Source organism: Tsuneonella sp. HG094 (assembly GCF_053819285.1).
The window spans coordinates 2,495,006-2,509,610 of the sequence record NZ_JBSORA010000001.1; the positions used below are offsets into that span (position 1 = coordinate 2,495,006).

At 65.4% G+C, this 14,605-nt stretch carries 17 protein-coding genes; 8 read left to right on the forward strand and 9 right to left on the reverse strand.

The window, feature by feature from the left end:
• Nucleotides 1-13 precede the first annotated feature (13 nt).
• On the reverse strand, nt 14-652 hold the full coding sequence (locus ACWPMX_RS12395) for a YqaA family protein (RefSeq protein WP_455700304.1): 639 nt from the start codon (nt 650-652) through the stop codon (nt 14-16).
• A gap of 236 nt (nt 653-888) precedes the next feature.
• Between ACWPMX_RS12395 and ACWPMX_RS12400 the strand changes: the two genes are divergently transcribed.
• The 5 genes from ACWPMX_RS12400 to ACWPMX_RS12420 all read left to right on the forward strand — a co-directional run bounded on the left by ACWPMX_RS12400 (nt 889) and on the right by ACWPMX_RS12420 (nt 4,402).
• Nucleotides 889-1,557 (forward strand): hypothetical protein, encoded by a 669-nt coding sequence (locus tag ACWPMX_RS12400; protein WP_455700305.1) that lies wholly within the window; start codon nt 889-891, stop codon nt 1,555-1,557.
• Nucleotides 1,550-2,149: a terminase large subunit domain-containing protein gene (locus tag ACWPMX_RS12405; RefSeq protein ID WP_455700306.1), complete on the forward strand. Its 600-nt coding sequence runs from the start codon at nt 1,550-1,552 to the stop codon at nt 2,147-2,149. The genes ACWPMX_RS12400 and ACWPMX_RS12405 overlap by 8 nt, the downstream gene beginning before the upstream one ends.
• The gene (locus ACWPMX_RS12410; RefSeq protein ID WP_455700784.1) at nt 2,124-2,438 is read left to right on the forward strand and encodes a DUF2793 domain-containing protein; all 315 of its coding nucleotides are present in this window, start codon (nt 2,124-2,126) and stop codon (nt 2,436-2,438) included. Before ACWPMX_RS12405 ends, ACWPMX_RS12410 begins: the two co-directional genes overlap by 26 nt.
• Before the next feature lie 194 nt (nt 2,439-2,632).
• Nucleotides 2,633-3,775 (forward strand): OmpA family protein, encoded by a 1,143-nt coding sequence (locus ACWPMX_RS12415; RefSeq protein WP_455700307.1) that lies wholly within the window; start codon nt 2,633-2,635, stop codon nt 3,773-3,775.
• Between the two features lie 87 nt (nt 3,776-3,862).
• A complete protein-coding gene (locus ACWPMX_RS12420; RefSeq protein WP_455700308.1) occupies nt 3,863-4,402 on the forward strand; it encodes a superoxide dismutase family protein in 540 nt (179 codons plus the stop codon).
• Between the two features lie 22 nt (nt 4,403-4,424).
• Here the strand turns inward: ACWPMX_RS12420 and ACWPMX_RS12425 are convergent, their stop codons facing one another.
• From ACWPMX_RS12425 to ACWPMX_RS12455, 7 genes are all read right to left on the reverse strand, one after another.
• Nucleotides 4,425-5,978 (reverse strand): spinster family MFS transporter, encoded by a 1,554-nt coding sequence (locus ACWPMX_RS12425; protein ID WP_455700309.1) that lies wholly within the window; start codon nt 5,976-5,978, stop codon nt 4,425-4,427.
• Between the two features lie 19 nt (nt 5,979-5,997).
• A complete protein-coding gene (gene queC, locus ACWPMX_RS12430; protein WP_455700310.1) occupies nt 5,998-6,684 on the reverse strand; it encodes a 7-cyano-7-deazaguanine synthase QueC in 687 nt (228 codons plus the stop codon).
• A 41-nt stretch (nt 6,685-6,725) separates the two neighbouring features.
• On the reverse strand, nt 6,726-7,139 hold the full coding sequence (locus ACWPMX_RS12435) for a DUF3617 domain-containing protein (protein WP_455700311.1): 414 nt from the start codon (nt 7,137-7,139) through the stop codon (nt 6,726-6,728).
• A 99-nt stretch (nt 7,140-7,238) separates the two neighbouring features.
• Nucleotides 7,239-8,135: an Hsp33 family molecular chaperone HslO gene (hslO, locus tag ACWPMX_RS12440; RefSeq protein WP_455700312.1), complete on the reverse strand. Its 897-nt coding sequence runs from the start codon at nt 8,133-8,135 to the stop codon at nt 7,239-7,241.
• 47 nt (nt 8,136-8,182) lie between these two features.
• Nucleotides 8,183-9,112, reverse strand: coding sequence for an ornithine carbamoyltransferase (argF, locus tag ACWPMX_RS12445; RefSeq protein WP_455700313.1), 930 nt, complete (start codon nt 9,110-9,112; stop codon nt 8,183-8,185).
• Nucleotides 9,112-10,302, reverse strand: coding sequence for an acetylornithine transaminase (locus ACWPMX_RS12450; RefSeq protein ID WP_455700314.1), 1,191 nt, complete (start codon nt 10,300-10,302; stop codon nt 9,112-9,114). Before ACWPMX_RS12450 ends, argF begins: the two co-directional genes overlap by 1 nt.
• 124 nt (nt 10,303-10,426) lie before the next feature.
• On the reverse strand, nt 10,427-11,224 hold the full coding sequence (locus ACWPMX_RS12455; protein ID WP_455700315.1) for a cold-shock protein: 798 nt from the start codon (nt 11,222-11,224) through the stop codon (nt 10,427-10,429).
• 250 nt (nt 11,225-11,474) lie between these two features.
• Here ACWPMX_RS12455 and ACWPMX_RS12460 point away from each other — a divergent pair, with 250 nt between their 5' ends.
• Nucleotides 11,475-12,281: a TerC family protein gene (locus ACWPMX_RS12460; protein ID WP_455700316.1), complete on the forward strand. Its 807-nt coding sequence runs from the start codon at nt 11,475-11,477 to the stop codon at nt 12,279-12,281.
• Nucleotides 12,278-12,718 (forward strand): TIGR01244 family sulfur transferase, encoded by a 441-nt coding sequence (locus ACWPMX_RS12465; protein ID WP_455700317.1) that lies wholly within the window; start codon nt 12,278-12,280, stop codon nt 12,716-12,718. The genes ACWPMX_RS12460 and ACWPMX_RS12465 overlap by 4 nt, the downstream gene beginning before the upstream one ends.
• On the opposite strand, the gene ACWPMX_RS12470 is transcribed toward ACWPMX_RS12465, so the two are convergent.
• Nucleotides 12,715-14,136, reverse strand: coding sequence for an amidohydrolase (locus tag ACWPMX_RS12470; RefSeq protein WP_455700318.1), 1,422 nt, complete (start codon nt 14,134-14,136; stop codon nt 12,715-12,717). The two genes, ACWPMX_RS12465 and ACWPMX_RS12470, sit on opposite strands and share 4 nt — an antisense overlap.
• Before the next feature lie 66 nt (nt 14,137-14,202).
• Here ACWPMX_RS12470 and ACWPMX_RS12475 point away from each other — a divergent pair, with 66 nt between their 5' ends.
• Nucleotides 14,203-14,598: a hypothetical protein gene (locus tag ACWPMX_RS12475; RefSeq protein ID WP_455700319.1), complete on the forward strand. Its 396-nt coding sequence runs from the start codon at nt 14,203-14,205 to the stop codon at nt 14,596-14,598.
• The last annotated feature ends 7 nt before the right edge of the window (nt 14,599-14,605 follow it).

Consider the following 14,605-nt stretch of genomic DNA (forward strand, 5'->3'; position numbering starts at 1 on the left):
GAAAGTTTCCCGGTCAGGCGGAGCGTTCCACCGTGGTCACGCCGGAGCACTTGTCGGCCGTCTTTTCTCCCCCGCCCAGCATCGTCACGGCGAGGAAGCCGCCGATCACCAGCGCGATGAAGCCCGCGGTGACGAGGCCCAGGTACTTGTCGATGAACCGCTTGATCGGTGCCCCGAAGAACCGGAACAGCACGCCCACGATCATGAAACTGATCGCGCGGGAGACGATCGAGCCGAGCAGGAACAGGACGATGTTCATGCCCATGAACCCGGCGGTGATCGTCAGCAGCTTGAACGGAACCGGTGTCGCGCCCTTGGCGACGAACAGCCAGAAACCGTACTCGTTCAGATAGCAGACCGCCTGCGGAAAGCTTTCGGTCAGGCCGAGCGCGGCGAGGAGCTGGGTGCCGACGGTATCGTAGAGCCCCCAGCCGATCGCGTAGCCGAGCATCCCGCCGAGAACCGAGGCGATCGTCGCCACCGCGGCGAAGCGGATCGCCTTCTTCGGTTCGGCAAGGCACATCAGGCCGAGCAGCGGGTGCGGCGGAATCGGGAAGAAGCTCGCCTCGACGAAGCTGAACATCGCCAGCCACCACACCGCGTGCCGGTGCGCGGCCTTTTCCATCGTCCAGTCGTAGAGCTTGCGGAGCATGGACCTGTGTCCCTCGAAGAAAGTCGCGCGCCTCTACGCCAAGGCGCCCAACGGCACAATCATGCGCGGTTAATAACCTATCTGGCACTTTTTGATTGACATCGTCACGCTCTTTGGTTAGAGAAGCGGAACATCGCGATAGTGTGATTCGCCGCTGAGGCGGCCTGAACGGGCGGACCATCGGGTTTTGCCCGTTCCTGCGTCCGCTATCGCCTGCAGGGACGGAACAGAGATCGATGGCAGACAACGACAGGGAGCGCGCGCCGATATGGGTGGAGCGCTTTCTCGACGCACTTCGCGTCGGCGACAGCGTTCGCGCCGCTTGCCGGGCGGCCGGCGTCACCACCTCGACGCCGTACCATCGGCGCGTCGCGAACCCGCAGTTCCGCGCCGACTGGGACGCAATTGCACCGCTCGATGGCCGCAAGACACGCCGCGTCGGCCCCGCCCCGCGCCGCGACGCAGCCAAGATCGAACGCTTCCTCGATGAGCTCGCCGAAACGTCCAACGTCGCCGCGGCCGCCGCGGTGGCCGACCTGCCGGTGAGCAAGGTCTATCGCCTGCGCCGCACCGACCCGGATTTCGCCCGTCGCTGGTACGTCGCGCTGTCCGAAGGGTACGACAACCTCGAAATGGAGCTGTTGCAGCACCTGCGCAACGGAGGCGAACCCGCCGCAGACGCGCCGAAGCCGAAGTTCGACGTTGCCACCGCACTGCGCTGCCTGACGGCGCATCGCGAAAGCGTGGCGCGCGAGAAAGGTCGGCGGACCCTTGCCGACGAGGTCGCCACGATCTCGGCGATCAACGAGCGGATCGATGCGATGCGCGCGCAGGCCCGGGAAGGCGAAGCCGCGATCCGGCGTGCGCGCAAGGCCAACGGATCGAAGGGGACCACTGATGCCTAAGGCTAGATTGCGGCACCGCGCAGTGTCGCGCGGCACCTGGCTGCGGCGCGCGGACGAGCATGGCCGAGCCGACCGCGAAGAGCTCGCCCGGCTCCTCGCGCCGCACGAGCTTGCCGCGCTCGGCAGCTATTACTGGGAAGGCTGGGCGCGCGACGCGCAGCTTCCGCCGCGCGATGCGTGGCGCACCTGGCTGATTTGCGCCGGACGCGGCTTCGGCAAGACCCGCGCCGGGGCCGAGTGGGTCCGCGACGTAGCCCGGCGTGACGGCAACGCGCGGATTGCCCTGGTCGGCGCGTCGCTGGGCGAGGTCCGCAACGTGATGGTCGAAGGGGACAGCGGGGTGCTCGCCGCTTCGCCGGGGGCGCTGGCCCCGGTATTCGAACCGAGCTTGCGCAGGCTCACGTGGGAGAACGGCGCGATCGCCTGGCTCTATTCGGCGGGCGAGCCCGAGGCGCTGCGCGGCTCGCAGCACAGCCACGCGTGCCGGTCAGAGCCAGAAGGAATTTTTCGTCAACGCTGCATTTTCGCGGTGCGATGCCCTGCTCCATCCGGTCATCGAGGGAGAAATCGCTACCGAACCGGTCGCGCCTGAGGAAGGCCAGGGCTGGCTGGTGGCCCAGAACGCCAGCGGCGCATTCGCCGGACGTTCCGGAATGTTCGCCGTGCGGCAGTGGGGTGCATGGCAGTTCTTTTCACCTAGCGATGGCATGATTTTATTCGATCGCTCGACCGGCCAGCAGGTCCTTTTCGCAGGAAATTGGCGGCGCGCCGGTCCGCTCGATCCGCCGAGCGGAGGCCAGACCGTCGATGCAGAGGCAAGAACCGCAATCAACCAGATCATTGCAGCAATGTCACACTGCGGAATAATAGGTGAAATTTGATGGGAACCCGCCTTGGGAATCGACGTTTAGGCCGCACAAGGAGGGTCTTCAGACCGGAATTTTTCAGAGGCGCACTGGAAACGATGCGTAACTGCAACAGTCTGGTTTGATTGCCTGCTTGCCTCCCATGTTGGGAAAAGTTAGAAATCGAACCGCTCGATGGCTCAAAGTTCGCTAAAAAGGGGAATTACATAATGCGGAAACTCGTCATTGGCTTGGCGATGGCATCGACTGCCATAGCTTCGCCGGCACTCGCGCGCGATGGCGCCTGGTACGTCGAACTCGACGGCGGTCCCATGATCGTCGAAGACATCGACTTCGATGTCGCAGGCGTTGCAGATTCTGTCACGACCGACACCCACTACGGTTACGACTTCGGTGGCATCGTCGGTTACGACTTCGGCTTCATTCGTCTTGAAGCGGAAGCGGGATACCGCGCCGCGGACCTCGACACTCTGAGTTCGACCCGTCCACTGTTCCCGACTGCAGCTCCGGCCGGGACGTATGCGGCTGGCGGTGACATGAGTGTGCTGAGCTTCATGTTGAACGGTCTTGTCGACTTCGGCCCGGACGACGGCCTTCAAGGCTTCGTCGGTGGTGGCGTCGGCGTTGCCCGCACTAAGGTCAATGGCGCTACTGTGGATGTTTCGAGCCCGGGCTGGCTCGACGATTCGGACAGCGGCTTCGCTTGGCAGGCCTTGGCAGGCGTTCGCGCACCACTGACCGACAGCATCGACGTTGGGCTGAAGTATCGCTTCTTCAACACAGCGGGTCTCGACCTCGTCGACACGAGCGGTCGCGACGTTGAAGGCAAGTGGCGCTCGCACTCGCTGCTCGGCACCATCGGGTTCAACTTCGGTGGCGCTCCTGCCCCGATGCAGACCTGCTGGGACGGCACGCAGCTGCCGATGGACGCGACCTGCCCCGCTCGTCCGGTGCCGCCGCCGCCTCCTCCTCCGCCGCCGCCGCCGGTCGTTGCTCCGGTCTGCAACAAGGGCCCGTACATCGTGTTCTTCGAGTGGGACAAGTCGGACATCACTCCGGAAGCCGCGACGATCCTCAACAACGCGGTTTCGGCCTACGCCAACTGCGGCAGCGCCGCGGTCATGCTGGCCGGTCACGCCGACCGTTCGGGTTCGACCTCGTACAACGTCGGTCTGTCGCAGCGTCGCGCCGATGCGGTCCGTTCGTACCTGAGCGCCCGTGGCGTTCCGGACACCCGGATCTCGTCGGAAGCGTTCGGCGAAAGCCAGCCGCGCGTCCCGACTGCGGACGGTGTCCGCGAACTCCAGAACCGTCGGGTGGAAATCTCGTACGGTCCGGGTTCGGGCATGTAAGTTTCGAGCCAGTCTCGAAAAATGGATCAGGGGCCGGAGAAATCCGGCCCCTTTTTCGTTGGGGTGAAGAACGCTTTGGAGGCCGCCATGAAATTTCCCGTCAAGACCGCCACGATCTCTGCTTTCGCGCTAGTCGCCCTGGCTGGGTGCAGCACGTTGGCAGACGCTCCCACCGACCGTATCGCGTCCGCCACATTGTCATCACCGACGGGCATCCCGATGGGAACGGCCCAAATCCTTGCGCAAGGCGACGAGGTGACGCTTGCAGTCGCATTGACGGGTGTTCCGGCGGGTGCGCACGGTATCCATCTGCACGCGGTCGGAAAATGCGCGCCATCCGACTTCTCGGGTGCAGGAGGCCATCTCAATCCGCTCGGCAAGGCCCACGGATCGGCTAATCCTTTGGGCAGCCACATTGGCGACCTACCGAACATCACGATTCAGTCGGGTGGTAGCGGGTCGCTGGCTGTCGAGCTCGCGGGTACGCGGTCACAGATCGATGGCTGGCTGTTCGATTCTGACGGCACCGCAATCGTGCTGCACGCCGATGCAGATGATTACCGCACCGATCCTTCGGGCAACTCGGGCGGTCGGATCGCCTGCGGCGTCCTCAGCAAGACGCGCTGATCGAGCTTTCCGGTTCCGCCGATCAGCTTGCGGTCCGCGCCCGCTCCTCGACCGTAGCTTCGGCGGCAGGTAGCGCACGGTAAGCGTAGATCAGCAAGCCCATCGAAATCGGCGCGACCGCAATAAGCGAAAGCACGCCCGTCCGCATGCTGCCGGTCAGGTCCGATATCTGGCCGACCATGTACGGACCGATCGCCAACCCGACGAGCGTCGTAGCGAGGAAGAATGCGGCGGTTGCCGTCCCGCGCATGCTGGGCAAGACAAGGTCCTGGGTGGTTGCGGCCGCCGCTCCCAACGCAGTTGCGGCAAAAAGGCCAGCGGCGAAGTTCATCGCATAGAACACGAAGCTGCTGTCGGTCGTGAACCCGACCCAGATCGGAACGATCGGCGCCAGGATGCCGAACATGATAACAAGAATGCGCCCGGACGGATTGCGCGCCCGAAGCGCATCCGACATGCGCCCGCCGAGGATGACCCCGAGGAACCCTGAAATCGCCCCATTCGCGCCGAGGATAAATGCCAGTTCCTCCTTGGGCAGTTTGAGCACCGTTTCGGCGTAGGGTGCCGCCCAGAACGCCAGCGCGTAGGCGCCGAGCGAAACCAGCCCGTAACCAAGCGCGGTGCAGATGAAAGCGGGCGTCCCCCAGATCAATCGGAATGTTGCCGGGTCGGACCGGCGAAGCGTGGCTGCCCACGAGAACACCGCATAATAGCCGAACGCCATCGCGGACCATTGCGGAATATTGCCAGTCAGACCGATCATCGCCAGCGCAAGGACGACCATCGCGCCCGCGAAGACCAGGTTCGAGACAACGGCGAGTGGGCCGCGCTTCGCCGCATGCCATACGGTGAACGGCGGCAGGAGCATCGACAGATCGGACAGGAAATCGCGCAACGGATGCCGACCGCCCGGATTGACAGGTGCACGGGGCGGCTCCCTCAGCGTGGCGACCCACACCGCCATCAACAAGCCGGGAAGTCCGACCGCCAGAAACGCCGCCTGCCAACCAACCAGACCTCCCCAGCCGCCGCCGGGATACGCGTCGTTCCATACCTGAGAAATCTTGGCGCCGATCAGCAATGACACGCCGCCGCCAAGGTAGAGACCCGAGGAATAGATCGCGAGCGCCGTTCCGCGCTTCCTGGCCGGAAAGTAATCGGAAATGAGCGAGTAGGCCGTCGGGCTCGCGCTGGCCTCACCCACGCCGACGCCCATCCGGGCGAGCGAGAGCGAGAGGTAATTCTTGGCAAGACCCGAGGCAGCGGTCATCGCCGACCACAGCGCCAGGCCGATGGTAAGCAAGCGCACCCGGTGCCAGCGGTCCGCCAGCCTGCCGAGCGGCACCCCGAACAGCGCATAGAAGACTGCAAAGGCCGCACCCCCGAGAAACCCCAGCTGTCCGTCGGTCAGCCCAAGGTCTGCCTTGATGTCGACCGCAAGGATGCTGAGGATCTGCCGGTCGATGAAATTGAGGATGTAGACGACGACGAGCGTGAACAGGACATACCAGCTGTAGGCGGGAACGCGCTCCGCATCGTTGGCGGTCTCGACAGCCGCTATCCGATCATCCGCCAATTTCCGACCTCGCCCGTTATCAATCGTTTGCGTACCGCGTGCTATCGGCAACGCCCGCCGCGGCAAAGCCTTTTCGCCGCAAGCGGCAACTGTCGCACAATCCGCATGCCAGACCTTCCGGGGTCGGGTCGTAGCACGACCAGCTCATCGCCGGATCGAGGTCGAGCCGCGCCGCTTCATTCGCGATGTCAGCTTTGGTCATGTGCTGGAGCGGCGCATGGATCGTGAACGGCGCGCCTTCCACTCCGGCCTTGGTGCCCAGCCGCGCAGTCTCGGCGAAGCTCGCGATGAATTCGGCGCGGCAGTCCGGGTAGCCGGAATAATCCAGGGCATTGACCCCGATGAAGATGTCGCGAGCGCCGGAGCTCTCCGCAAAGGCCGTCGTCAGCGCGAGGAAGACAAGATTGCGCGCGGGCACATAGGTGACCGGGATATCATCGCCCACCCCATCCTTCGGCACAGCGATGTCGCTGGTCAGGGCAGACCCGCCGAAGGTACGCAGGTTCAGCGGCAGGATAACGTGCCGATCCGCGCCCAGTCGTTTGGCGATTGCCCTCGCGGACTCGATTTCCCGGACATGGCGCTGGCCATAATCGATCGTCAGTGCATGCAGACCGAAGCCCATCTCGCGCGCGATGCCCGCAGCGACCATCGAGTCTAGGCCGCCCGACAGCAGCACGACGGCGATCTTCCGTTCACGATCCATTGGCCTCCGCTAGGCGTTCGTCGCGCCAGCGGCAATGGCAGCTAGCGGCAGGCTCCGACCCGGCGCCCCTCGGCCGAAAATTCGAACGGTGCACCGGATGCGATCCCCTGGCTGTCAATCTGCACGAGCGCCGCGCTTTCGCGCCGGATGCTGGTGCGCCCGTAGCCATTGCCGCGACACGTGTACTGCACCGTCACCGCATTCGCGCCATCTTCGACGACGAAGCGACTGCAGCCTGCCCCGCCATGCTGAAGCTGGATCAATTCGAGTCCGGACTGGATGCACACGCGGCGGCTCTCGCGGCCGTCGCGAAAGCGGATCTCCCATTGACCGTCGGTGAGCCCGCTCAGCATGGCCAGCGACGGTCCCTGCGCAGCGGCAGGGCTGAGCAACCCGGCAGCATAGAAGCCGGCCGCGATCATGATGAATCGCTTGCCGCCAGCACTCTTTCGCATTTCAGAAAACTCCGCTCTGCGCCCGCGAATTAAAATTGGGCGCCTCATTATCACAAACCAATGGTGGCGATAAAGTGTTCCTTGTGAGCGACGAACCGATCAGTCCCTGATCTGGAACTCGCGCGAGCAAAACGCACAGTCGACGACGATGAGGCCGTCGGCGTTGCGCATCTCCGCGCGTTCCTCTTCGGGAAATCGCGCGATCACCTTGGCATAATGTTCGAGCGAGCATCGACACCCGCGGGTGACTGCGGCCCCCCGCTCGACCCGCACCTGCTCTTCTTCGTGGAATAGACGCCAGATTATCGCTTCCAGTGACAATTCGGGGTCGAGCAGTTCCTCGTGCCGGACGCTGCCCGCCAAGACAGAGACGTGCTCCCACTCCGGGTGGTCCATCCGCACGTGCAACCGTTCGCGGCCCTCTTCGCCATCGGCGAGGTGCTGCACGAGCAGCCCGGCCGCGACGGCACCGCCCGCACCCGATCGCACCGCGACCCGGATGAGCGTCGGCACCTGTTCCGACTGGCTGAAATACGCCTCGCAAGCGTCGCTGAGAGATTCGCCTTCGAGGGGCACGATGCCCTGGTAACGCCCCTCGCCTTCGGGAAGATCGAAGGTGATCGCGAGATAGCCTTTGCCGAATAACGCGTAGAGCGAGGGATTGGCGCCGAGTGCAGTGAGTCGGTTATCGTCGAAATCGACGTAGCCGCGCAGTTCGCCTGCCCGCCAGTCACACACCAAGAGGCGCACTACGCCGCCTTCGGTCTGCGCCTGCATAGTCAGTTGGGCGCCGTCGTTCTTCAGCAGGCCACCGATCAGTGTCGCGAGAACAAGCGCCTCGCCCAGCAAATGCGTGATAGCAGGCGGATAGGCGTGCGCGGAGAGAATCTCCTCAAGCACGCTATCGAGCCGCACCACGCGCCCGCGTGCGTGCAGCGCTGGAATCGAGAAACCGAGCAGTTGCCCGGCGTAGGTTTCCTGTACTTCGTCGGTCATTGCGCGCCCATATGGGGGCGCAGTGGTGAAGCCGCTAGGGTTCGCGCTCAGCCGAGCAGGCCGAAGCTCCAGAGCAGGACCGACTTCTGTGCGTGGATGCGGTTTTCCGCCTCGTCGAACACGACCGACTGGTCGCTTTCGAATACGTCCTCGCTCACCTCTTCGCCGACGTGGGCGGGGAGGCAATGGAGGAAGCGCGCATCGGGCTTGGCCTGCGCCATCAGTTGTCCATTCACTTGGAAAGGGGCCATCGCAGCGAGCTTGTTGTGCGCATGGTCCTGGCCCATCGAGACCCAGGTATCGGTCACGACGATGTCCGCACCAGCGGCCGCCGCCGCCGCATCGCGGGTGAGCGTGACGGTTGAACCGGCCTGCCGCGCGAGATCAACAAATTCGGCCTCCGGCTCGTAGCCCTGCGGAACACCAACCCGTACGTTGAAGCCCAGCAGCGCCGCAGCCTCGAGGATCGAGTGCAGCACGTTGTTGCCGTCACCGAGCCATGCGAGCTCGAGCCCGGCGAGCGATTTGCCCTGTTCCTCGATCGTCAGCAGATCGGCAACGATCTGGCACGGGTGCGAGCGGTCGGTCAGACCGTTGATCACCGGCACCGCGGCGTGCCGCGCCAGTTCCTCGATCTTCGCGTGATCGTCGGTGCGGATCATGATCGCATCGACCATCCGGCTCAGCACGCGCGCGGTGTCGGCGAGCGATTCGCCGCGGCCGAGCTGGGTGCTGCCCGCATCCATGCCCAGCGCGGTTCCGCCGAGCTGGCGCATCGCCATGTCGAAGCTGACGCGGGTGCGGGTGGAGTTCTTCTCGAAGATCATCGCCAGAACGTGCCCCGCGAGCGGAGCATCGGCATCCGCGCGCCCTTTGGGCCAAGCCGATCGCGCCGCCTTGCGCGCGTGGGCATCGGCCAGCATCGCCTTGATCGCGTCCGGGCCTGCATCCGACAGGTCGAGGAAGTGCCGCGCCATCATGCGGCCGCGGACGGCTGATAGCTCGCCGCACCGGCGGAAAGCTTGTCGAAGAACTCGTCGAACTCGGCATCACCCGCCACCAGCGGCGGCAGGACGCGCAGCGTGTTGTCGCCGGCCGCGACGGTCAGCAACTGGTGGTTGTCGCGCAAGTGGGCATAGAACGGGCGGCTCTCGCCCTTCATCCGCAGTCCGAGCATCAGGCCCTTGCCGCGCACGCCGTCGAACAGTTCGGGGTAGTTGCCGATGAACTGCTCGAGCCGGCCGCGCAGACGTTCGCCCTTCTCAGTGACTTCGGCGAGGAATGCGTCGTTTGCGACGGCATCGAGCACAGCATCGCCCGCCGCCATTGCCAGCGGATTTCCGCCGTAAGTCGATCCGTGGGCGCCGATCACCATACCACGCGCGGCCTTCTCCGTCGCAAGGCACGCGCCGAGCGGGAAGCCGCCGCCTATTCCCTTCGCGGTCGCGAGGATGTCGGGCTCGATCCCGTAATGCTCATAGGCATACATCCTGCCTGTGCGCGCGACGCCGCACTGGACCTCGTCGAGCACGAGCATCAGGTCATGCTCGTCGCACAGCGCCCGCAGGCCCTGCATGAACTCGTCGGACGCCGGGCGGATGCCCCCTTCGCCCTGGATCGGTTCAACGAGAAAGCCTGCGGTGTGCGAGCCCATCTGCGCCTTCGCACTGTCGAGGTCGTCGAACTCGGCGTACTTGAACCCGGGCAGCAGCGGCAGGAAGCCTTTGTGCATCTTGTCCTGGTTCGACGCGCTGATCGTCGCCATCGTGCGCCCGTGGAATGCGTTCTTGAACGTGATCAGCTCGTACTTGTCGTCGTTCCCGACGTGCTGGTGATAGGCGCGCGCTGCCTTGATGGCGCATTCGACCGCTTCGGCGCCCGAATTGGTGAAAAACACCGTGTCGGCGAATGTCAGGTCGACGAGCCGCTGCGCCAGTCCCTCGCCCTGCGGACTGCCATAGAGGTTGGAGACGTGCATCAGCGTCGCGGCCTGCCGCTGGATGGCGCCGATCAGCCCTTCGTGGCTGTGACCAAGCAGGTTCACCGCGATGCCGCTGGCAAAATCGAGGTAACGCGTGCCGTCCTCGTCGATGAGATGGCAGTGCTCACCGCGCACCGGACGCACGCCGCACCGGGGATAGACGGGCATGAGCGGGCTGATCGACATTGCGGGAATCCTTCGAGAGAATTGGGAACTGGAAACGACAAATGGCGACCCCTAAAGGCCGCCATCTGCACCGTGTAAGGTGAGGCGCATGGCCCGGTCAACCGACCGGGCTGGCGCCGACGAGTCAGCCCTGGACGGGCACCAGGTTGACCGCCGAGTGCTTGCCTCGTCGATCGACCTCGAGGTCGAACTCGTACTTTTCGCCTTCGTTGAGACCCGACAGGCCCGACCGCTCGACCGCGCTGATGTGCACGAACGCGTCCGGCTGGCCATCGTCGCGAACGAGGAAGCCGAAACCCTTCATCGAGTTGAAGAACTTGACCGTGCCGGTCGCCTTCTCGCCGGTCAGCTCGCGCCGCGGGGCACCTGCGCCCGCACCACCGCCGAAACCACCACGGTCGCCGCCGCGATCCTCGCGCGGCGGACCGCGATCGGTCACCGGAACGACATCACCGACGATCTGCAGGTCCTGCGCCGAAATCTTCCCGCCGCGATCGACGAGGTTGAACTCGAGCTCCTGGCCTTCGCCCAGACCGTCCAGGCCCGCGCGCTCGACCGCGCTGATGTGGACGAACACGTCCTCACCGCCGCCATCCTGCGCAATGAAGCCGAAGCCCTTCTGGCCGTTGAAAAACTTGACGGTACCCTTGCCTGCGCCGACGACCTGCGGAGGCATACGGTTGCCGCCGCCGAAGCCGCCGCCACCACCGCCGCCGCCGCCCGGACGACCGCCGCCAAAGCCGCCGTAGCCGCCGCCACCACCGCCGAATCCGCCGCGGTCACCACCGCCGAATCCGCCACGATCGCCGCCAAAGCCGCCGCTGCTACCGCCGCCGAACGGATCGAAGCCGCCGCCTTCTTCGCCGAAACCGTCGCGCTTGTCCTTACCCCGACCCCGGCGCTGTCCTCTGTCGTAACCCATAACCTGAAACGTACCTTCGTAATCTCGCCGTCCATTCTTCATTCCCGAAGCGTGCGGACGGAGCACGCCGGGACGGGTCGGACAGCCTGCTGGATTGCCCGCCCCCGTGAGTCAGTGGCGGTTCATAGCCTAAGAGTCGCCCTGTTGCGAACGATTTAACGCGCGCGCGCTCCTGGACGCACGAATGTGACATTTCCGCCAGATACGGAGCGACTTGCCAGCCTGGACGACGCACGGCATGGCGCAGGCTATGGACATCCTGGCCCTCCTTTCCGATCCCGCCGCCTGGCTCGCCCTGCTGACGCTCATCGCGCTCGAGGTCGTGCTCGGCGTCGACAATCTCATCTTCATCGCGATCCTGTCGAACAAATTGCCGCCCGAGCAGCAGTCCCGCGCGCGCCGGATCGGCCTGGCATTGGCGCTGATCATGCGCATCGGCCTGCTGATGCTGATCGGCTGGCTGGTCACCCTTACCCAGCCACTGTTCGACCTCGGCATCGTGGGTGCGGCGAATCAGTACGGCGAGCCGACGTTCGAGACGGCGTTCTCGGGACGCGACCTGATCCTGCTGGCGGGCGGCCTGTTCCTGCTGTGGAAGGCCACCAAGGAAATCCACCATTCGATGGAGCCGGGCGACGATTCGGGCGACCTGCTCGACAAGACCCCCGGCGTGGCCGCCGCTGCGACCGCGACCTTCGGTGCTGTCATCGCGCAGATCATCGCGATCGACCTCGTCTTCTCGGTCGATTCGATCCTGACCGCGGTGGGCATGACCGATGACGTGCCGATCATGGTCGCCGCCGTTGTCATCACCGTCGCGATCATGATGGTCGCCGCCGATCCGCTCGCCCGCTTCATCGAGCACAACCCGACGCTCGTGATGCTGGCCCTCGCCTTCCTCGTGATGATCGGCCTCGTGCTGATCGCCGACGGGTTCGGCTTCCACGTGCCCAAGGGCTACATCTACGCCGCGATGGGCTTCTCGGTCGGCGTCGAACTCCTCAACATCTTCCAGCGTCGCCGCCGGGCGAAGAAAAAGACGGAGACGGTGCATTGAGCGATTTTCGCAAGCTGTCGGGCACGATGTACGCGAGCCCGCAGATCACAGTCGACGATGTCGCGACGGCCAAGGAGATGGGGGTGACGCTGATCGTCAACAACCGACCTGAAGGCGAGAGCGACGACCAGACGCCGGGCGATGCCATCGCGGAGGCCGCCCAGGCCGCGGGGATCGAATACCTCGCAATTCCCATCACGCACGCCGGTTTCAGTCACCCGCAGGTCACGGCGCTCGCCGATGCCCTCGCGGCGACCGAGGGCCCGGTACTGGGCTACTGCCGCTCGGGCACCCGCTCGACCTTGCTCTGGGCACTGGCCAAGGCGAGCACGGGGGATAGCCCCGATGCGCTGAGCGAGGCGGCCGCGAGCGCTGGCTATGACCTGTCGCCAGTTCGCCCGGCAATGGACTCGCTCGCGGCGCAGGCGAAGGCCTAGTTGCGGTAGTCGAGCGGCGGCTTGCGGTCGCCGAGCAGCGACTTGTAGGTGTAGCCGGCGCCTCGCGAAGCATCGAATTCGGCCCGCGCGGCGGTGCGCAGCGCGGGATCTGTGTAGAGCCGGATCGCCATCAATGTCATCGCCTTGGCCGCCAGTTGCGCGCCCTTGAAGCCGAGCGACGTGCCGCTCGCGGCCGCCGACTGCCATGAATGCGCGGGCGTACCCGGCGCCCAGGTCGCGGTGCCTAGCCCGACAGTCGGGGTGGCCCAGGAAACGTCGCCCACGTCGGTCGAGCCGTAGCCGAGCGTCTTGCCATACGGCGCGATCGTGCCCGCCGATTCGACCGGCTTGGCCTTGGCGAGGGTCTTGCCGATCTCGGTCGCGAACGCAGTCTCCTCGGCCGTCAGCGACAGCCCGCCGAGCTGGCGCAGCTTGCCGTCCATCGCCTTGGCCATCGTTTCGTTGACCAGCAGCGGGTTGTTGCCGTGGATCACTTCCCACGTCACTTCGGTGCCCGTTCCCATCGCCGCGCCCTTCGCCGCGGATTCGAGCCGGGACCACATCGCGTCGACTTCGTCGGTGCGCGAATGGCGGACGTAGTAGAACACCTCTGCCGCATCGGGGACGACGTTGGGCGCGCTGCCGCCTTCGGTGATGACGTAGTGGATGCGCGAATCCATTGTCGTGTGTTCGCGCATCATGTTGACCATCATGTTCATCGCCTCGACCCCGTCGAGCGCGCTGCGGCCCTGCTCGGGCGCACCCGCGGCATGCGCCGCCTTGCCCTTGAACCGGAACTTGGCCGAACGATTGGCGAGCGTGGTCTCCGCCGCCGCGCTGTTCTCGTCCCCGGGGTGCCAGTGGATCGCGAAATCGACGTCGCTGAACAGCCCTTCGCGCACCATGTAGACCTTGCCCGATCCGCCTTCCTCGGCCGGGGTGCCGTAGAAGCGGATGCGCCCCGGCGTTCCGGTCGCCTGCAACCATTGCTTGATGGCGATCGCGGCGGTGACCGATCCCGCGCCGAACAGGTTGTGCCCGCATGCGTGCGCCGCCGCCTTCCCTTCGATCGGATCGCGCGCCGCGACCGCATCTTGGCTGATGCCGGGAAGCGCATCGTATTCACCGAGCACGCCGATCACCGGACCGCTCGATCCCCATTCGGCGGTGAAAGCGGTCGGAATGCCCGCTACCCCCTTGGTCACCTTGAAGCCGGCCTTCTGCAGCTCTGACGCAAGCAGGGCGCTCGACTTCTCCTCTTTGTAGCCGACCTCGGCCCACTCCCAGATCTGCCGTGCGACGCGAGCCGTGTCGGCGTTCCGCGCGTCGACCAGTGCGACCGGATCGGGCGCCTCCGCGAATGCGGGCGTGGCCAGGCAAAAGGCAACGCTCGCGAGCGCGGCAAGGCGGATGGTCATGGCTTGAAATCTCCCTCTTGCCGCACAGCCTAGCGCGCTCCGTGCGGCTGTGGCAACGCTCTGCCCATGACGGGCAAGCTCATTCAGATGGCCGCCTCGCTCGCAGCGATCATCGCGCTGGCGTGGATCGCGCTGCGGTTGGGCCTCGGCGGTGATCCGCGCATCCGCGACGAAGCGCACTTGCGCGAGCTTGCCGACGAGGCGCTGCACGGGTTCGACCCCGTCGAAGTGGCGATCGACCGGGCAGGTCTCGCCGCAATCGCGCGCGATGCGGACGGCCGGATCATGCTGCTGCGCCGGCACGGAGCGCACTTCGCCTCGCGCATCCTCGATGGTCACGCCCACGTGCGTCTGGACCGCAACTTCCTGGTCGTCGGCACGAGCGACCGGCGTTTCGGCGAGGTCACCCTCGACTTGGGCGACACCGCAGCCCCTTGGGCCGCGAGCCTCAGGCGACTATAAGAGGCGC